Consider the following 19,485-nt stretch of genomic DNA (forward strand, 5'->3'; position numbering starts at 1 on the left):
TATTTCGGTCTCAAATAATTGGAAGTCTAAATTCTCTTGGAATCGTTATGGCTTGCCAAGTTTTTGCACCATCACTGGTACGTCTAAGCACTCTTTTACCACCCACAGCATAACCATACACACCTGTATCATCAAATAATAATTGTCGTACTGAAAAATATAATGGCCAATCCATTTCAGTAAAAACATTTCCACAGTCTACAGATTTATATAAATGATAAAAATAGATTTTTCTATCATAGTTTGGATCTTCATCTGAAATAACTTCAGCCAATTTATAATCTAAAAACTCAGTTGATATATATATAGTTTTTTTATCTTCAGATATTGCAATCGAACTATTTTGTGCCTGTTTACTAAATATTAATTTTGTTTCTGAATTATCAAACCCACGATATAATTCAGTATAACTTCGGTTCAATCTATCTCCACTATTTTTCATCCAATCTTCAGTAACAATTTGGTCTATAGTATTTCCATATTTATCATAAACTGATTTATACTTAATCTTCTCTCTTTTATCTACTTGAAAATAGACTCTGTCACTGTATACATATAATATCCCCCCATCTAAACCTTCAGAGTTAACTTTAAAATCACGTTCAAAATTCCACACCTTTTCACACCCCACTAAGGAAAAAGCTAAAAAAAATAAAATAATTATAATTTGATTTTTTTTTAAAATAAAAATCATTTAAATGGATTCCACTTTTTTAATACATTTACTAGATCGTCAACATATGTTGTAGCTTGTTCTGATATCTTTAAAATTTTTTTAGCAACAGTTTCATATAGCTCATCCAACTTTTTTTGAGCAAGTTCTGGATCTTTAATTGTTTTGATTATCATATCTCTTGCTACTTCTATTGCTTTAATTATACGTCCAATCCAATCACCAAAAACGATTACAGCAGCATCAATCGCCTGTTGACGTGTTTCTGAGTCAGCCCACTCTATTGGTCTCGGCCCTAGACATATTTTAAATAAATCTATCCACCCTGAAAAAATTGAAGTATTAATTATATCTGCCAAATTAGCATCAACATAAGCTGGGACATGTGTAGTAAAAGCCATATTTTTAAATTGATCTGCTAATAATTCAATATTTTTTAGTCCTACATTTATAGGTGGTTTGATAAATTTATCTGGATATTTTTTTGACGTGATTACAATTATTCCATTACCATGCATATTTTGTGCTAACGCATCGTCTAAATAGATTTGAAGGTTCTTTCTTGCTGTAATTAACCAGTTTCTAGCCTCTTGCGTTTTAAAACTTGGGTATAAATAAGTTACATATCTTGAGCAATAATAATAACCATAGTTAATATAATATGGTGGTGGTTCGTGTCCACAGCTACGGTGTCGACCTTTAAAATCGTGCCACCTGCTCCAGTTCTTTTCTTTTATATTAATTAAACCTTCTTTTCCATCATAAAGCCTATCAAATAGACTTTTTGAGCTTGTTGGACTGTTAAAAATCTCTCTTGCTAGATCAAATATTGTGATGAACTTAAACTTATAGATTTCCGTAGGACCTAATGGATCTAGTACATACGGTCTATAGTAATAATTGCAACTTCCATATATAGAATTGTCTGCTATTGGCACTTCTTTAACACACTGGGGCTTTAAATAAACTCTGGTTTGAGCATTTTTCCCAGCAATCGCAAAACTTTTATTGATTGTACTTTGAGTAGTTCCCATAACTTCCCCTTTTATTCATCTGAATAATCAATTGAATCTATCTTTAACTGTTTTGCTGACAATGCCGTTTCAGTAAAACAGTTTTCATCTGTTTCTCCTTCTAATACGCTACCATCACTTAAAATCATTTTGTATTTTCGACTTGGAACTGCCTGCTGGGTTTCTTGATTGAATAACTGAACTTTTAAGTCATAAAGCTGGTGACCAAATTCAGTTTTATTCACTTTCTCTCCACTCTTAAATAAATGCTGGCCTGCCTTTGACTCATATAAACCACCTGTTTTAGAAAAGATTCCCGCATCCTTTATACAAATTTGTGAACTCCCTCCAGTTAATATCAGCTCCGTTGGACTAGTCACATAAACTTTTCCTTCTTTAGAGCTCATATGTATATCTTTACGAGCAATAATATCGAGAACATTAGAACTTGCTTTAATCAAAACTTTCCCAAGACCGGCGATAAAACTGGCATCTTCACGTGCTGCCAATAAACTTAATTTTTTACTAGCTTGGGCTAGAAAACTATTTTGGGTAGAAATATTTATGCTTTTGCCAGCACTATGCAAAATAAACCCTTTAGCAACAGAATGAATATCTTCTTCACTACTTAACCCTATACTTTTAGGGGAAGCTAATATAACTATTGCAGATTTAAAAGCCTCAGCCTTACTCTCATCTTCTTTCGATAATTGCTCTATAAATTTTTTTAAATTTTCTAAAACATCTAATGGTGTACTTTCTAATTCTTTAGCAGTTTTATCTAATGATTTTATTTGATCATAATTATGATCGAGCTGTTTCTTCGCTTCCTCAGCATTTAAATGATCACCTTTCGCCTGATCTTGCCTATAAGTACTCAGCAATAGACCAGCACCTGCCCTGATTGCCCCCATTGATCTGTGCGAAGTTCAAAGCCTTCACCTCGATCATCGCTTTTCTCCTTTTCCTTTGGATGACTCAGCTTTCCTAAATTAAGCTGGCTCACCGCATAAGAACTTTGCAACTGAGCACTGATTTGTCCAGTCGTGTCATCAAATCTAAGCTGGTTATAACCACTCGCATTAATTTCTTGGCTTCTCACACCACTCAAATATCTGGTATCAGGTAACTTCCCTTTATCATCAAATTTACTCGGATAGCGTTCACTTTCATGAATTCGTCCAACCACGATAGGTCGATCTATATCTCCATCTATATGATCCAATAAAACGAGTTCACCCACTCTAGGCAGGTAGCGAGAACCAAATCCTTTACCTGCAAAATTTGTTAAAACTTCTACCCATGCACTATCACGATCCGTTTCACTACTTCCAGCATTACTTGCATGAACATTATCTTCACTGCGACTAAACAAATAACGAACTTTAATTCGAGACCATTCATCGACATAAACCGTCTCACCTTGTTCACCCGTAACTCTTGCATGCATTGGATGGGCTTTAGGGCGATCCAATATAGGATCATAAATAGGTAAAACAGGAACTTCACGACGTTGCAAATTTAAAATATTGCCCTGTCTCTCACCATTAAAACCAACTAGCTTGTCCAGCCAATTACTTTCCTCAACTAAACATTGACACTGATAATTGAGGTCTTTAGGTAAATTATTTTGATTAAAAAATTCTTTAGAAGTAATAATATATTCGTTATCAGCACCACGATGCTGATCAATTTGCGTATACCCCAAAAGCTCAAACCAGCAACCGACCTCAGCATCACGTACTGTACTTTTTGCCACAAATACTTTGGCTAATTGATCTAACATCAAAGTTTGATTTTTTGCTAATTTTTCTAGATGCAGGATATCAGCACGATCAGCGCCATCTTTTTGATTTAAGTCATTGATGCTGGCTGGTGTGATTGCATAAGATAATTCTAAACCTGAACCAAAATTTGAAATATTTTCACTATGTTGATGTTTAGACGTTTTTTGCGTTTGTTCTTGATCTATAAAATCGGATCGCCAGCGTTGTAAATGTACTTGTGTCGCCTGCATCATTCTTTTCGCAGAGATCTGCGTAATACTATCGAATCTTTCCGTCGCATCACTACGATGAAACCGAATATTTTGCCTGCTGAGTTGATTCAAAAATTGATTTTGATCAAATAAAGATAATTTTTTTGCCTGAATATCAGTACTAAAACTTGCTACAAATGCATGCTGTTCTTTCTGTATAAAATTCACAGAAATACGGGCTAATAATCTTTTTAAAAATTGAAAATCTGTTTCATTATATTGTGTGATTTGTGTCTTAATTTCATAATTTTCATTTAAGCCTCGCAAATCCAGTTGATTTGATGCGGCATAAACTCGACTCCTTTGACACCATTCCTTGTGTAGAATCTCAATTACTTCAATTTCATTCTTATTTAAAAATACACGGCTGTTCTTTCTATGATTGAGTAAACTTAGTGGATCTTCTATGGTCAATAAATAACTGATTAAAGCACCATCAGAAGCTCCCTGCACTGCTTCAGTAATAATCCCAGTCGTCCTAAAAATGCGTCCATCATCGGTACGTTGATCAACAGCAATTTGACATGCGATAAAACGTTTCAGGGGAATAGTTGAGTCCGTTGAAAAACACAATAACTGTGCTCGCATGCTTTCATTGACAGCACTTCTCCCCGAAAAATGCTGCGCATACAATTTTTGATTGAGTTCTTTTGATGAAAATAAAGCTGACAATGGGCGTTTTTCAGCACTTAGACCAAACTTGTCTAATATCCCCAATAATTCATTTAACATTATTAAAATTCTTTATCTTGTGTTTTATCATCAACACTATAATTATTTTTATTTTCAAATCATATGAATAGATTGATTTTTATAAAAATGATAAATATTTTTTCGTTAAATGTTATATTTCACAACAATAAAAAAGAAGAAAATTAAATGATATTTCCAAATAATTTTCTTCTGATCTATCTCATAAAAAGTTAAATAAAATGGGCTAATTTTGCTTTAAGTAGTGCCACAGTTTCATCTGGATGTTCCAAAGGAAACATATGCCCACCATTAGTCACAGTGTATGGTATCCCAAATTTTTTCTTTGTAATTTGCGGAAATTTTTGTTTTAAAAATGGGCTTTGATCCCCGACGATCAGCTCCGTTGAGACTGGTGGCTTAGGCATAGGTAACCACCAATTTGCGGGACTTGTACGGAAAATTTCCACTTCATCATGCTTAGAAATTGTGAGTGTTACTCCACCATTCAGATGATCTTCAGTTAAAGCATGATCAATGTAGTCCTGATAACATTCATGATCAAAATCCTGATAAAACTTTTTACTCAGTAATAAATCGTGTGCTTGTTCACGTGAATCCCAATGATCTCTGCGTTTAGCACTCAATCCTGCAGGTGTTATTTTATCGATAAGTTTCGGTTTAAATATCTTCGCCATTTGAAAAGCAAAAGAAGCTTTTCCTACAATCAATGGCGGATCCATCATGATTACTTTTTCAAATAATTCAGGACGTTGATACGATGCCATAAACGTTAAAACAGAACCTAATGAATGTCCAAGCCCTATAACTTTGCGACCTTCCGCCTGTCTTACAATACTATCAATCACTTGTTCGGTCAGTTCAGCCCAATTATTGCGAATCGGATAACGACGATCTGGACCGATCAAAGGTACTGAAATAATGTCAAATTCAGATGAAAGTTGCTCGAAAATTTTACGATAAACTTTTGAAGGTACGCCATTTGCATGTGCAAAATGAATAAGTGGTTTTTGCTTCATCGATTCCATTTCCAATATGATCCATCTGAGTTTTAACAGACATAAAAACTCAGTGAACTCTAATGTGTTTTATAAACTATTAGAGTTCAAAGTTTTAATGATATTTACTGCAATTTTAGTGATTGTTGTGTTGCTACTTGTTTAGTCATTGCTTCAGCAGCACTTTGACCCATTTCTGATCCTACACGACCCATCACAGAATCAAATGGACTTCTTTCAACTGTATAGTTCACAGTTTTACTCACTTTAAGCTCGCGTTTTAAAGTTTCGATATTGCCTGATTTATCTGCAATACCCAATTTAATCGCCTGCTCACCTGTCCAGAAAAGCCCTGAGAATATCGCAGGATCTGTAGATTTTAAGCGTTTTCCACGACCTTGTTTTACTGCACTAATAAAGTGATCATGAACATTATCGAGTAAAGCCTGAATATGTGCGCGCTGTGCAGGATCAATCGGCTTAGTCATGCTCAAGATATCTTTATTTGAACCTGATGTCATCGTACGATCTTCTACGCCAAGTTTTTGCGCCAATCCATTTACACCATAGTTTGGCATGATTACGCCAATCGAACCGACCAAACTCGAAGGATTTACCCAAATTTCATCAGCAGCTGAAGCGATATAATACGCACCTGAAGCCCCCATATCTCCGATCACAGCATAGACTTTTTTATCCGGATGCTCTGATTTTAAATATCGAATCTCTTGCCAAATATCATCGGATTGTACTGGTGAACCACCAGGTGAGTTGATATTCAGCACAACTGCTCTTGCCGATTTAGCTTCAAAAGCACTTTTTAATGATTTAATCGTATCTGTACTATTTACATTTTGTTTGCCTGAATCAATCGTACCGACTACGTTTACTACTGCTAAATGTGGTGAACTAGTCGATGTTTCAGCACTATCAGATGTGATCGTACATGCCTTAACAAGAAATATCAGAACAAAAAGTACATAAATAAAAGTCAAAATTTTAAAAAAGATACTCCAACGACGACTTCGACGTTGCTCTTCAACAGAAGCCAGTACAGCCTTTTCTAAAATTTGCCATTCTGGACCTGAAATTTCAGTTTTGTTTGGCTTTGTATTTTCATTTTGTGGTTTAGGTGGCCAGTCGGACATATAAAGATAATCCAAAATATTAAAAATTCGCATCCATTATATACAAGGAATACGCAAAATCTGTCTAATCAAAATGATTTATCATATAATATTTCCCAAATCACTACATTTTTTGACTTTAGCCAAACAATTGAAAACGATGACAGATAAACAAAACTCTATGACATTTGGGATTTTACAATTCTTTAGTCGCCTACCCATTCAAATTTCTCGTTTTTTTGCTCGAATGTTGGCTGGCTTAATTAACTTACTTCATTTTACAAAAACCTCTGAAACGATTAATTTCAATATTCAGGTTTGTCTGCCTGAATTATCAAAATCAGAACAGAAGCGTATAACTCGTGCAGCCATTCGTAATGAAATGCAGTCCTATCTCGAATTTTTTTGTATTTGGGGTTCAAGTAATGAAAAAAATATTTCACGTATTCAGCATATAGAAGGTGAGCATTTCGCCCATGAAGCTTTGGCTGAAGGCAAAGGGTTAGTTTTAATTGTTCCGCATTTTGGCACTTGGGAAGTAATGAATGCATGGTTTGCCAGTCACACTCAAATGACCATCATGTATAAACCGATTAAAAACCCTGATGCGGATCGATTTGTACGTGATGCACGTAGTCGTGAAAATGCCAAATTGGTTCCTACGGATGAATCAGGTGTCATGCAAATTTTTAAAGCACTTAAACGTGGTGGAACTACCGTTATCCTGCCAGATCATACGCCACATGTAGGTGGTGATATGGTTGACTATTTTGGTATTCCGCTGGCTTCTAGTAGCTTAAGTGCCAAATTGATTCAAAAAACCAAATGTAAAGCACTGTTATTATATGCAATTCGTAATGAAAGTGATGGCTTCAATATGTTTATCGAGCCAATGGATGAACGTATTTATCAAGGTACAGCACAAGATGGTACGCGTGTGATTCATGAAACATTAGAAAAACTCATTCGTCGCTATCCTGAACATTATCACTGGAGTTATAAACGCTTTAAAGCCAATCCAGAATTGAACAATGTGTATAACATTCCGAATGATCAAGCTATTGAAAAAATTGAACATATCCGTCAAGAAACATTAAAAGTTCATTTGGATAAAATCAATCAAAGCATAGATGAAATAGACCAAAATTCACAAAATGGTTAAGTCTTAAAAATTGTCTAAAGCTTAAGAGACAAGCTTATCTCTTTAACCATTTCAAAGTATCACGATATTTATATAGCTTCATTTCACCGCGCCTTTCTTGAACAAAATGGATACTCCCTTGTTCAATGGTACTTATAAAAGGAATATTTAAGGCTTTGAGTCGCTCTATTACGATCGGCGTAGGATGATGATAACGATTATTATATCCTGCTGAGGCAATTGCGAGTTTGGGTTTGAGCTTTGCTAGAAAGTCATAAGAAGAACTGTGCTGACTGCCGTGATGCCCTAAAACCAAAACATCAACTTTTAAATCGGGGTATTTTTCTAATATTTGATACTCTGAATCCCAACCTGCATCACCCATAATTAAAAAATTTTGATAAACCTTGGCATCCAAAACTTGGATATACACCACACAAGAATTTTCATTTCGATCAATACTTGCATTGCTTAGGCTATTTTTATCTGGATGTAGAATCTCGATTTTGACCTGATCATATTGCCATTTTTGTCCTGCATAACAATATTTAAATTGTTCTGGAGAAAACTTATCTCGGTATTCACTTGAATATATTTCATTTATTTTTATAGACTTAACCATCTTGTCAAATGCACCGCTATGATCTTGATCCAAATGAGACAGGATAAGTTGATCAATTTTTGAAATGCCTTGTCTCATCAGATAAGGCACTATGATTTGCTCACCTACACTAAATTTTTCTTCATCATAATAACCTCCCGTATCAATCATTATATTTTTCGAAGCAAGCTCTAAAAATACTGCTTGCCCCTGCCCCACATCAAGTATGGTCATTTCAAAAGGATGCTGTTTTTTTACAGGTAAGAAAATCTGTAAAAAACACAATACAGCCCAAAATTTGGGTACAACACCTTTGGGTAAAAATAAAATGAATATTCCTATAAAAAAGCAAACAATTGTCCAGATATTGAAAGCAAACCATGTTAAATGTGCATGCGTATATTGATCGATATGATCTAAACCTGACATCAGGATACTGAGTGAAAAATCAACAAGATGAAAAGTAAAACTTGCCAATGAATCTGAGAAAAAACTCAACATCGCTGCCACGATATCCACAGGTACAACGACTGCCCCAATCAATGGAATCGCAAATAAATTACTGATCGGAGCAACCCAAGAGACTTGTTTAAAGATCAAAATCACCAAAGGCATCAAGGCAATGAATACTTTCCATTGTGATTCAATCAGGACTTTAGCTGCTGTATATATTTGATTTTTTACTGAAACTTGTTCTGTAAATGATTTTTTCTGAATGGTCTGATAGATTCGCAGCAAGATGAAGCATGCCCCGTATGACAACCAAAATGCTGCAGATAGAATACTAAAAGGATCATACAGCAGTAAAAGACTCGCACTAATTAATAAGGTTTTCAGCGGTTGTATACTTTGTTTAGTCAGTAACAGAGTTGCTGTAATCAATACCGTCAATAAGGTACGGATTGCAGGAATTTCAAAACCGACAAACGCTGTATAAATCCAAACAGCACAGCAAAATGGCAGTAAAATTAGATATTGTTTGGGAATTTTCAAATAAATTTGTGCATAAAAACGATTGATCATCGCGCTAAAAACCGCAATCACCAAACTGGCAAAAATCAGAACATGTGGACCTGAAATCGCCAGTAAATGCGAAATTCCAAGTCGCTTAAATTGATCTTGTTGCTTTTTACTCAGTAAACTTTCATCACCTGTGAGCAATGCCAACATGAGCCCTTGGTTTTGATATTTTCCAGCATTGATCAATGTCCTAAAATCCAAGCGTTTTTGCTCGATGCCCAGTTTAAATTTCGATATCCAATGCTGTTGTTGTCGGATGAATTTACTATAATTCAGTTCATTTTCATCTATTTCTATAATTTGATGGATGGTAAATGTCGCGGAGATATTTTCTTGTATAAACCATTTTTCCTGATCAAAAACTCCATCCACAGCATAACTATGCGCAGGTTTTGCCTGCCCTTGTATCTGATAATAATGTCCTAATTTGAGTATTTGTGCTTGATTTTCATTGAGATATGCCAACCACTGTACGGGTTCCGCACCTTGATTTAAGACCCAAACTTTTTGCTTACTTTTGGTTGTGGATAGGTCAACATTTTCAATGCTATTGCTGATTTGGCTTATTTGATCGACATAGATAATGGCATCAAGATCTTGAATGTGCGTGATCCGATTTGCCAAACGTATATCCAATGCCCGATCTGCATAGAGATGCCCCAAACTAAAACTTAAAGCAGACAAAATCATTGCTATACACAATCTAAAGAAATGCTGTTTGATCGTTTTTATTTTTAGAAATAGTAATATCGCAACAAAACTAGTGCTGCAAATCAATAGCGGATGAATGCTTGTATCAAGCAAGGATATTTGACTTCCCATGCTTGAAATCCCCAAAATCCATCCAAACAGAATGAATAGAAAATACATAAGTTTATGAAATAATATTTTATATAAAATTAAAGCCCAACTGAGTGGGCTTTAACAATATGAATTTACGAATTTTTATTGGTCAATCTAAACCCAAATCCCATCTTGCATATGCAAAATACGATCTGCTGATTTCGCCAACTGCTCATCATGTGTCACGATCAACATCGCCATATTCAGCTCATTTCTAAGCTCTGACAGCAACTCAAAGATACCCACCGCAGTTTTACGATCCAGATTACCAGTGGGCTCATCTGCAAGCATTAATGCCGGCTTGGTCACGAGCGCACGCGCCAATGCTACACGTTGACGCTCACCACCTGACAACTCACCAGGCTTATGGGTTAAACGATGTGACAGACCAACTCGCTCAAGCAAAGCCTCAGCTTGTTGTTTAACTTCGCTATATTGGCTTTCTTTGCGTAACATTATCGGCATAGCCACATTTTCAAGTGCTGTAAATTCTGGCAAAAGATGATGAAACTGGTAAACGAAACCGAGATATTGATTACGTTTATAACCACGCTCAGTCTCATTTAAATTGTCAAAGCGCTGTCCATTTAAAAACACCATACCTTCTGTTGGGCGATCCAAACCACCCAATACATGCAGCAAAGTACTTTTACCTGAACCACTTGAACCAACGATTGAGACAAACTCACCAGCCGCGACTTTCAAAGATAAATCTTTGATCACATCGACAGAGTTTTTGCCTTCATTAAAGCTTTTTTGGATATTTTTTGCTTCGAGCACGATCTTGTTATTTGCAAAATTATTCATAACGTAGTGCCTCCGCAGGTTGGACTTTTGCTGCTCGACGTGCAGGATAAACTGTTGCCAAGAAGCTCAAGATTAATGAAGCAGAGACAATTTTGATCACATCTTCCCATCTGAGGTATGAAGGCAAATAGCGAACAAAATAAGCATCAAACAAATGCAAACCAAAAGTATCATTGAGCCATCCCATAAATCCTGAAATGGTCGTTGCAAATATAATACCCAAGATTGCGCCTGATACCGTTCCAATCACACCAATCACTGTCCCTTGTACCATAAAGATTTTGGTAATCGTGGCAGGCGATGCGCCCAAGGTACGTAAAATTGCAATATCTGCTTTTTTATCAGTGACAACCATGACCAATGAAGAGACGATATTGAAAGCAGCAACCAATACGATCAAGAATAAAAGCAAGCTAACCATTGCCTTTTCCATCTTGATTGCATTGAACAAATTACCTTGCGTATATGTCCAATCTGTCGCATAAAAATCTGGTGGCAATGTTTTCACGATCTCTTGTGAAACATCTTTGGCAAGGAAAATATCATCCATTTTCATACGAATGCCTTGCGCACCAGCAGGTAAACGCAATAATGCAGATGCATCATTTAGCGCGATATACCCCATAGTCGAATCGACTTCTGCGCCGATATCAAAGATCCCCACGATTTTAAATCGTTTAAAACGAGGCATCACCCCTGCAGGAGAAGCTGTTGCTTCTGGCAATACCAGCGTCACGCTGTCACCAAGTCCGAGTGCCAAGGCATCAGTCAATTGCTTACCCAGTACGATGCCGAATTCACCCTGTTTCAGGTTATCAATACTTCCAGCAGCCATATGGTCTTGAATGATCGAAACATTGCGTTCATATTTCGGATCAATACCATTGACCATCAAACCTGAAACCTGCCCTTGAGCAGTGATCATGCCTTGTAATTGAGTAAATGGTGCTACACCTGCAACATGAGGATGTTTCTTAATTTTTTCAGCCAGAACTGGCCAATCTGTCAAAATCTGATTTGAGGAAACCGTGGCTTGCGGAATCATCCCAAGGACACGATTTTTTAATTCACGATCAAAACCATTCATCACCGACATCACCGTAATCAATACAGCAACACCTAAAGTGAGTCCGATCATCGAAACTAATGCAATAAAAGAAATAAAGTGATTACTACGCCGCGCACGGGTATATCGTAACCCTATATACAGCGAGATTGGTTTAAACATACCATCTAGTCCGAGGAGTTTGAATGGAAAGCACAGTGCACCGACGCAAAAGAAATTCAATTGAATCAATGTCTATGATTAAGAATTCGCTTGTAGCACATGCTCAAGCTGGCTCTTAACGATCCATAAATGATCTAAATTTTATTTTACCGCGCTATTTTCTACTAGTTGCTCGATGAGATCAAATTGAACTGGCATTTACACACGAAAAAATACAATTTTATCCATAAGATCAACAAATTGCTCTAAGTATGTTCTTAAACAAAATGCATTAAAATAAAAAATGAGGCTTGGCTCACCGTTTCATCTTATGTTCAAGTTCTCGGCTTGATTTAAAATCTTTATAAAAATATAAAAATAAACCAAATAACAAGACACTTGCACCGACAAAAACCATCATCGATGGATATTCATCATTGAGAATTGCCCCAAAAAACATAGCAAGTACAGGTGTCATGACAGTCGTTAATGACAATGTCGTCGCCTTGATATTTTGTACCAATTTAAAATAACAGAACATAGCTAAAAGCGAAGCCATAAATACCGTATAAAGCAATGCAAACAAAGACTTGCCATTTGGCATATGTGTAGGAATATCTTGCCAAATGAAAGGAATAATACAAATCGCTGCAATGGTTGAGACTAAAATTGAACCCGTTGCCTGTGCCATAGGAACCACATCGGCATTAACTTTTTTAACCCAAAAAATAGACAATGCATAAGTAAACACACTCATCATCATCAATCCGATACCAATCGGATGCACATGCTGAGTCGAGCTACCATTAAAACAAATAATCGCTAAACCACTGACAGAAACCAACATTCCAAGCCATTGTAACTTTTGTAAATGTTGCTTAAATCCAAATCGTCCGATAAAACCTGCCATGATCGGTGCAAGACCAAACATCAAAGCAATAATCCCAGAGCTCAAATAATGGGTCGCAGCGTAGGTAAAGATCTGTGATCCAATTAAGCTAAAAGAACCTGCAAAATAACTATGTAATGCAACTCGATCGGTTGGAAATTTGATTTTTAATACAATCAATAAAATCACTGCAATCGGTAATGCGATAAAAAAACGCAAAACCAATGCCCACATCACGTGAATATCTTGAACACTCCACACAATAGCAAGTGGTGTAGTTGCCCAAATGAAAACCAATAAAGCATAGGTCGCCATAATATTGCGTTTTGAAGGCATTTGAAGCTCACTCAATTCAAACTAAGAAAATCGATTGAAGAACATCGATCTCGGTATTAAACAGAAGTTTTACGTTTCTGCTTTTGGATGGTCTGATCCAGACTACTTGAAAATTCACGTTTATCACGTTCAGAAATCGGTGGTGGTCCACCTGTTTGAACACCTGCACCACGCAAAGTATCCATAAAGTCACGCAGATGCAAACGTGCTTTCACATTGGCAGTGGTATAGACTTCACCGCGTGGATGAATCGCAACACCGCCCTTTTCGATCACTTGTGCAGCCAAGGGGATATCTTGTGTGATCACGATATCATGCTCAGTCATACGCTCCACAATTTCTTTATCAGCTTGATCTGCACCACTCATCACTTGTATAGATTTGATCCGCACAGAAGGCGTAATCCCAACATTTTGGTTGGCAACAAAAGTGACTTCTAACTGATAACGATCAGACGCGCGCAGAATGACATCACGCAGAATCTTTGGCAATGCATCAGCATCAACCCAAAGTTTAAATGGAAGCACATGCATTCTCATGATATGAAGATGTACATAGTCTAACAAAATAATAAGACTGTTCCGATCTATTCATTTATATTTTTATGAAAATTTTCAAGTAAAAGTTTGATGCGCTATTACATTCAAAAACATACATTGCAGCAATAACTATGTAATATAAAATGAAATTTCTGAGATTTAACAAAAATTTTGACCAGCAAATCAAAATTTGGACTTGAAAAAATCAGATTACCCTCGATTTAATAGATATATCCACGAATCACAAACAGTAAATATGAAAAATCAAAATAGACCTGAAATTATTACTATAGAAGATCAAAGCTTTGGCAGCCATGTCGAGCACTGGAATTTGCTCACTGAAAATCCAACTAGCGATGTTCCCAAATGGTTAGGTCTAGCGCTTGATGCTCCTGTTATGCCTATGGGCTTATGTGAAAAAGAATGTGATATGGATAGCTCAGTTTGGTTAATTCAGGGGCCAAACAATTCTGCGGTTCAATTGTGCCAAGTAATCGAAGTTGAAGATAATAAACCACGTGCAGTGAAAACTGCATTTCCTAGCTTTGATAGCCCTTACACTTTCAATGCCAATGTTGATCGTATTGTCACTTGTAAATCCAATACCCAAGCGGTTTTACGTTTACAACTCAATCCAAATAGCGTGATTTATGCTTTTGATAGCTTATATAGTGTCAATAGCGAACAATATTGCAAAAATCAAACTTATAAAGTCCAATTAAATGCATGGGCTTATGAACTTGAAAAAGTTTCTGATCATGAACAAATCGTTGTAGATGATCCTGCTTCGATTAAACATCATCGTGCTTTAAATGATATTTTGGCAGAACATAACGGTGTCGCTCCTGCAAACCTACAAGAGTTGATTGATGCTTGGCAGCCAAAATCAGATGATGATACGCAGCCTGTTACTGTTGATTTCTCAAAAATGGTGGCTTATCTCTATGGCGAAACAGTGGGACAAGAAGATGAAGCTTGGTTCCAAGGCAAGGTCGTAGGTAAAACCCAAATGCAATTTATGGATCAAGAATACACACTTTATGATGTCACCCTGATCCTTGAAGAAAATCAACCTGCTATTTTAATTCGTGTTGCCACTAAAGAAGAGGCACATAAACACTTTGAAATTGGTCAATATATTCGTGGGAATATTTGGATTCAAGCCAATATCTACGCAAAAACTGCATAAAAACAGTAAATTAACTATAAAAAGCTAGGGTTTTCATAAAGTCCTAGCTTTTTTATTTCGATATAATGATCTCAACATATCCACAACTAAAAGCAGATCATTATTAATTTGAATTCAAAAAATCATTAATCTGCCCTTAGAAAGAAAATATCGCATTCAAAAAATATACTACATCCGCTTCATTTTTTTGATTAACTTTCAACCATTTCAAAATACCTCAGTTGCAATCATTATTTTGCTGATATTTTATCCACATTAAAAAAAATATTTTATCCACATTTAAATTCGAAAATAACCATTATAACCATTTCAAAATATTCTAAATTTTATACTTTATTATCAGTGATTTATACTCATAGATATTATAAGTTATCCACAGTTTTGATTATTTTAAATTCAAAATTATATCCACATTTTGAATTCATTTTTTTATTAATATTGTTTAATGTTTTTGTTAATTAATATGACATTGTCAAAATAATACTTTCAATAGCATAATATTTATGCTAAAAATACGATAAATCGAATATGGTTTAACAATAATTTTAATATTCTAGGCTCAGTGATGAAAATTATACCCGAACAGTCGACTAGTCTAATTAGCACCACTACCCGTCCCTTTTTTAAATTGGACAAGGGCTGCGTTTGCTTTTTCATTCTTGGCATGTTTCTGGCTGCCATGATCATCCATATGCTTGGTCTTTTTCCAGTCGCTTAAACGCTAATCGTTTATCGTTTATCGTTTATCGTTTATCGAAAATATTTTATTATTTCATATCGTTTTGCACTAAAAACCCCTCATAAAAGAGGGGTTTTTTAATGGAATTTTATTATAAAATTCGCAGCACTTAAGCATTGCGTTTAGCAAAATCATCCATAAAGTTCACTAAAGCTTGAACAGCTTCAAGTGGTACAGCATTATAAATACTTGCACGCATACCACCAACAGAACGGTGACCAGCAAGATTTAATAAATGATGTTCTTCAGCTTCTTTCAAGAATTGTTTATCTAAATCAGCATTTGCCAAAGTAAATGGTACATTCATGATTGAACGATTTGGGATTGCGATTGGGTTGTTATAAAAATCACTTGAATCAATATAACCATAAAGTAAGTTTGCTTTTTCAAGATTTACTTTATGAATTGCTTCTACCCCGCCCTGCTCAAGTAACCATTCAAAAACAAGACCTGACAAATACCATGCATAAGTCGCAGGTGTATTCACCATTGAATCATTTTTCGCTTGAGCGCCATATTTTAAAATGCTTGGAATTTCAGGTTTAGCTTGATCAAGCAAATCTTCACGAACGATCACTAAAGTCAAACCAGCAGGTCCGATATTTTTTTGCGCACCCGCATAAATCAAACCAAATTTTGAAACATCAATCGGTGCAGACAAAATGCTAGAAGATAAATCGGCAACTAGAGGCGCATCTACATTTGGAATTTGATCAAATTGGATACCACCAATTGTTTCATTTTCAGCATAATGCACGTAAGCAGCATCTTTAGATAAATTCCAAGTACTTTGATCAGCGATTGCAATTTTACCATCAACAGTCGTTGCAGCTTCTACAACATTGATTTCGCCATAACGGCTTGCTTCTTTATGTGCTTTTTCAGACCAAATCCCAGTATGGATATAGTCTGCTTTGTTATTTTTACCCAATAAATTGAGTGGGATCGCAGAAAATTGTAGAGAAGCGCCACCTTGAAGGAATAACACTTTATAGTTTTCTGGAATATTTAATAATTTACGTAAATCAGATTCAGCTTTTTCAGCAACTGAAACAAAATCTTTACCGCGATGGCTCATTTCCATGATGGATAAGCCTTTACCATGCCAATCCAACATTTCTTGTTGAGCTTTTTCTAAAACGGCAGTAGGTAATGCAGCAGGACCAGCACAGAAATTGTACGCGCGCATGATTTTTCCCTTAAATAAGTGAAACGAAATAAGTGTGTGCATTTAACCATAAAATGCTTAATCTTGCAGTATTTTCTCTAGTCAAACTTTCAATCAACACAGTAAAAAGGATTCATTTTTATTATTTTGATCATTTAATTATGCGCTTCATTCAGCAGAACATTTATAAAAATAATGCGGTCATATTCTCTTAATCTTTGCTGTATCTTTGAAAAATTGCCATATCATGATCTAGATTTAGAGCGATATTAAATGCTTCTCTTTCGTCACGTTGTTGCTCAAGTATTTCATAAAAATAGCGCATCATAAAAATCAAAACCGCCGATCCTAAAATATAATCTTTCGGAGCGATATAAACAGAACATCCAGAGTTTAGAAATGCTTGTGAAAGCAAATCCCCACCAAGAGCACAACCTGTTGCGATCACTTTCACCTTATTAAGTTTTGCATATTTTTCAATATATTGAGCACCGAAAGCATGGGTAGGAGGTTCATCATTTGTATAAATTTCTGGGGCAAGTTTAGGTAGTAAAAAAGCATCATGATCACCATGAAAACATAAAATCAAATAATCGATTGGACTCATAAGATCAGTACCGCTTAAAACACCTATAAAATCATTTGGTCGAGCAATCCAATATGTAATGACTTGAATATTGAGATATTCTAAAAAACTACGTAGGGCATACGCCTCTCTTTCACAATTTTCACTGATTGCCAATGCAACGATGAGGCTCTTTTTAGTCATTTTTATCTAGGCCTTTTATAATTGAAATCTCACCAACATCACTAAAATATTATCATACTAATATTACATCCTTTATGATGTAATAAAGATCGCAAAATGAGTTAAAAACTCTAATTTTAATCGTTATAATTCAAATAAAGTTTCACAAAATAAATTTAAGTTGCCGAAAACTATGACAAATAAATGCTATACCACAGCTAGACGCAATTTCCTTTCTTTTGCGAATTTTAAGTCGCTAACATTTGCATGTTTATTGTGTACTGGTTTTTTGAGTACAAACACCTTGGCAGAAGATTTAAGTTATGCCCAAGCTGAGCAAGAAATTTTAGAAAATTCATATACATCTCAAGCCAGCGAAGCCTTATCAAAAGCGTCACAACTGCAAAGTGAAGCGATCAAAGGTTTAGGTCTACCACGTGTGGATCTAAATGTACGAGCGTATAAATTTCATAGCGAAGTCGATATTCCACTGGATAAATTTAAAAGCAATTTGGAACAAACCCTATCTCAGGGGATCAATGATAAATTATCTGGATTTGAAGGCAGTATCCCGTCTGGGGTTTTAGATCCCTTACAACAAGGACTCAACCAAACCATTCATAGTGGTATCGGACTTTTCCCAGACAAATCCAATGTCGTGCTTGAAGATGAAGTGGTTAAACCCTCTATTTCAGTACTCATGCCTTTATATACGGGTGGTCTGATTAGTAGCAGTAAAACTGTCGCCAATATCAAAGCTGAACGTAGTCAAATCGATCACCATCAACAACAAGACACACAACGTTTTGAAATGATCCAAGCTTATTTCAATGTGCAATTGCAACGACAACTTTTGGATGCAAGCCTATTCAATTATACGGCTGCGCAACAGCATTATGACAGTGCATTAAAACTTGAAAAACAAGGATTTATCAGCAAAGGGCAACGCATGCAATTTGAAGTTGCTCGTAATAATGCCCTGCGTTTGCTGCAAAATGCACAATCCAATCTGCAAGCCAGCCAATTTACTTTGAATAATTTATTAAATAAAAAAAATATTGACCGCTTGAGTACCCCCTTATTTGTAAATAATCAAAATGATCAATCTTTACAACAACTTTTGCAGTCATATCCTGAAGGTTCAAATTTAGTCAAAAAACTGCAAATGGATACTCGCATCGCCGAACAAAATGTCAAAATTCAACAAGCGGCTAAGCGTCCAAATCTGTTTGCTTTTGGAGAATATAGTCTCGATGACCAACAAGATTGGATCGTGGGGGTTGTTGCAAAATACAATATTTTTGATGGTGTAAATAAAAATAAAAATATGCAAGCTGCTGAATTACAACGTTATGCTTCAGAGTTAATGACGGCGCGAACCAAACAAGAAATTGAAAATGTCATTTATAAATCCTTTAGTGAAATGACCTCTGCACAGCAAAGCCAGATTTTACTTAAACAAAATATTTTGGCGGCTACGGAAAATCTTCGCATTCAAGAATTGTCTTATAAAGAAGGAATGGCTACACCAAATCAAGTGATTGATGCACAAAATGCTTTAATGACGGTCAAGACTGATATGGCAATAAATGCATTTAAATATGTCATTTCACTGGCGACCTTATTGCAAAGCAATGGTTCGATTAGCCAATTTAAAGTTTATACAAATCAAGCCAATACCGATTTTATCCGCTAAGA

The 19,485-nt window shown here is 35.7% G+C and carries 15 protein-coding genes and 1 pseudogene; 3 read left to right on the top strand and 13 right to left on the bottom strand.

Annotation, left to right across the window (positions count from 1 at the left end):
• Nucleotides 1-10 precede the first annotated feature (10 nt).
• The 6 genes and pseudogenes from F960_RS07640 to sppA all read right to left on the bottom strand — a co-directional run bounded on the left by F960_RS07640 (nucleotide 11) and on the right by sppA (nucleotide 6,581).
• Entirely contained in the window at nucleotides 11-694 is a 684-nt protein-coding gene (locus tag F960_RS07640) for a beta propeller repeat protein (protein ID WP_004861680.1), read from the bottom strand.
• Entirely contained in the window at nucleotides 691-1,707 is a 1,017-nt protein-coding gene (locus tag F960_RS21480; RefSeq protein WP_004861682.1) for a hypothetical protein, read from the bottom strand. The genes F960_RS07640 and F960_RS21480 overlap by 4 nt, the downstream gene beginning before the upstream one ends.
• 11 nt (nucleotides 1,708-1,718) lie before the next feature.
• Nucleotides 1,719-2,480 (bottom strand): DUF2345 domain-containing protein, encoded by a 762-nt coding sequence (locus F960_RS22930; RefSeq protein ID WP_228134741.1) that lies wholly within the window; start codon nucleotides 2,478-2,480, stop codon nucleotides 1,719-1,721.
• A 36-nt stretch (nucleotides 2,481-2,516) separates the two neighbouring features.
• Nucleotides 2,517-4,456, bottom strand: a pseudogene (locus F960_RS07650) (type VI secretion system Vgr family protein); the annotation flags it as partial.
• A gap of 191 nt (nucleotides 4,457-4,647) precedes the next feature.
• Nucleotides 4,648-5,454 (bottom strand): alpha/beta fold hydrolase, encoded by an 807-nt coding sequence (locus tag F960_RS07655; protein WP_004861688.1) that lies wholly within the window; start codon nucleotides 5,452-5,454, stop codon nucleotides 4,648-4,650.
• 104 nt (nucleotides 5,455-5,558) lie between these two features.
• Nucleotides 5,559-6,581, bottom strand: coding sequence for a signal peptide peptidase SppA (sppA, locus tag F960_RS07660; RefSeq protein WP_004861691.1), 1,023 nt, complete (start codon nucleotides 6,579-6,581; stop codon nucleotides 5,559-5,561).
• A gap of 160 nt (nucleotides 6,582-6,741) precedes the next feature.
• On the opposite strand from sppA, the gene F960_RS07665 reads away from it, so the two are divergent.
• Nucleotides 6,742-7,722 (top strand): lysophospholipid acyltransferase family protein, encoded by a 981-nt coding sequence (locus F960_RS07665; protein ID WP_171066256.1) that lies wholly within the window; start codon nucleotides 6,742-6,744, stop codon nucleotides 7,720-7,722.
• A 34-nt stretch (nucleotides 7,723-7,756) separates the two neighbouring features.
• On the opposite strand, the gene F960_RS07670 is transcribed toward F960_RS07665, so the two are convergent.
• The 5 genes from F960_RS07670 to F960_RS07690 form a co-directional block, all read right to left on the bottom strand.
• Nucleotides 7,757-10,144: a DNA internalization-related competence protein ComEC/Rec2 gene (locus F960_RS07670; protein WP_004861695.1), complete on the bottom strand. Its 2,388-nt coding sequence runs from the start codon at nucleotides 10,142-10,144 to the stop codon at nucleotides 7,757-7,759.
• Between the two features lie 135 nt (nucleotides 10,145-10,279).
• Nucleotides 10,280-10,972 (bottom strand): lipoprotein-releasing ABC transporter ATP-binding protein LolD, encoded by a 693-nt coding sequence (gene lolD, locus F960_RS07675; protein WP_004861696.1) that lies wholly within the window; start codon nucleotides 10,970-10,972, stop codon nucleotides 10,280-10,282.
• Nucleotides 10,965-12,200 (bottom strand): lipoprotein-releasing ABC transporter permease subunit, encoded by a 1,236-nt coding sequence (locus F960_RS07680; protein WP_004861698.1) that lies wholly within the window; start codon nucleotides 12,198-12,200, stop codon nucleotides 10,965-10,967. The genes lolD and F960_RS07680 overlap by 8 nt, the downstream gene beginning before the upstream one ends.
• 295 nt (nucleotides 12,201-12,495) lie before the next feature.
• Complete coding sequence (locus F960_RS07685; protein WP_004861699.1) at nucleotides 12,496-13,404, bottom strand: DMT family transporter; 909 nt, start codon at nucleotides 13,402-13,404, stop codon at nucleotides 12,496-12,498.
• A 56-nt stretch (nucleotides 13,405-13,460) separates the two neighbouring features.
• On the bottom strand, nucleotides 13,461-13,937 hold the full coding sequence (locus tag F960_RS07690) for a YaiI/YqxD family protein (protein ID WP_020846769.1): 477 nt from the start codon (nucleotides 13,935-13,937) through the stop codon (nucleotides 13,461-13,463).
• Nucleotides 13,938-14,199: 262 nt separating this feature from the next.
• Between F960_RS07690 and F960_RS07695 the strand changes: the two genes are divergently transcribed.
• Nucleotides 14,200-15,132, top strand: a complete 933-nt coding sequence (locus F960_RS07695; RefSeq protein ID WP_004861703.1) for a hypothetical protein — start codon at nucleotides 14,200-14,202, stop codon at nucleotides 15,130-15,132.
• 848 nt (nucleotides 15,133-15,980) lie between these two features.
• On the opposite strand, the gene serC is transcribed toward F960_RS07695, so the two are convergent.
• Together serC and F960_RS07705 are read right to left on the bottom strand one after the other, a co-directional pair.
• Nucleotides 15,981-17,060 (bottom strand): 3-phosphoserine/phosphohydroxythreonine transaminase, encoded by a 1,080-nt coding sequence (gene serC, locus F960_RS07700; RefSeq protein ID WP_004861705.1) that lies wholly within the window; start codon nucleotides 17,058-17,060, stop codon nucleotides 15,981-15,983.
• 190 nt (nucleotides 17,061-17,250) lie between these two features.
• Nucleotides 17,251-17,808, bottom strand: coding sequence for a hypothetical protein (locus F960_RS07705; protein WP_004861707.1), 558 nt, complete (start codon nucleotides 17,806-17,808; stop codon nucleotides 17,251-17,253).
• A gap of 172 nt (nucleotides 17,809-17,980) precedes the next feature.
• Between F960_RS07705 and F960_RS07710 the strand changes: the two genes are divergently transcribed.
• Nucleotides 17,981-19,483, top strand: coding sequence for a TolC family protein (locus tag F960_RS07710; RefSeq protein WP_004861708.1), 1,503 nt, complete (start codon nucleotides 17,981-17,983; stop codon nucleotides 19,481-19,483).
• Nucleotides 19,484-19,485 lie beyond the last annotated feature (2 nt).

This window comes from Acinetobacter gerneri DSM 14967 = CIP 107464 = MTCC 9824, assembly GCF_000368565.1.
Classification (GTDB): Bacteria; Pseudomonadota; Gammaproteobacteria; order Pseudomonadales; family Moraxellaceae; genus Acinetobacter; species Acinetobacter gerneri.

Bases quoted from the DNA above. Each gene is read 5' to 3' on its own strand.
- F960_RS07640 (WP_004861680.1), bottom strand. From the start codon at position 694: ATGATTTTTATTTTAAAAAAAAATCAAATTATAATTATTTTATTTTTT.
- F960_RS21480 (WP_004861682.1), bottom strand. From the start codon at position 1,707: ATGGGAACTACTCAAAGTACAATCAATAAAAGTTTTGCGATTGCTGGG.
- F960_RS07655 (WP_004861688.1), bottom strand. From the start codon at position 5,454: ATGAAGCAAAAACCACTTATTCATTTTGCACATGCAAATGGCGTACCT.
- sppA (WP_004861691.1), bottom strand. From the start codon at position 6,581: ATGTCCGACTGGCCACCTAAACCACAAAATGAAAATACAAAGCCAAAC.
- F960_RS07665 (WP_171066256.1), top strand. From the start codon at position 6,742: ATGACATTTGGGATTTTACAATTCTTTAGTCGCCTACCCATTCAAATT.
- F960_RS07670 (WP_004861695.1), bottom strand. From the start codon at position 10,144: ATGGGAAGTCAAATATCCTTGCTTGATACAAGCATTCATCCGCTATTG.
- lolD (WP_004861696.1), bottom strand. From the start codon at position 10,972: ATGAATAATTTTGCAAATAACAAGATCGTGCTCGAAGCAAAAAATATC.
- F960_RS07680 (WP_004861698.1), bottom strand. From the start codon at position 12,200: ATGTTTAAACCAATCTCGCTGTATATAGGGTTACGATATACCCGTGCG.
- F960_RS07685 (WP_004861699.1), bottom strand. From the start codon at position 13,404: ATGCCTTCAAAACGCAATATTATGGCGACCTATGCTTTATTGGTTTTC.
- F960_RS07690 (WP_020846769.1), bottom strand. From the start codon at position 13,937: ATGCATGTGCTTCCATTTAAACTTTGGGTTGATGCTGATGCATTGCCA.
- F960_RS07695 (WP_004861703.1), top strand. From the start codon at position 14,200: ATGAAAAATCAAAATAGACCTGAAATTATTACTATAGAAGATCAAAGC.
- serC (WP_004861705.1), bottom strand. From the start codon at position 17,060: ATGCGCGCGTACAATTTCTGTGCTGGTCCTGCTGCATTACCTACTGCC.
- F960_RS07705 (WP_004861707.1), bottom strand. From the start codon at position 17,808: ATGACTAAAAAGAGCCTCATCGTTGCATTGGCAATCAGTGAAAATTGT.
- F960_RS07710 (WP_004861708.1), top strand. From the start codon at position 17,981: ATGACAAATAAATGCTATACCACAGCTAGACGCAATTTCCTTTCTTTT.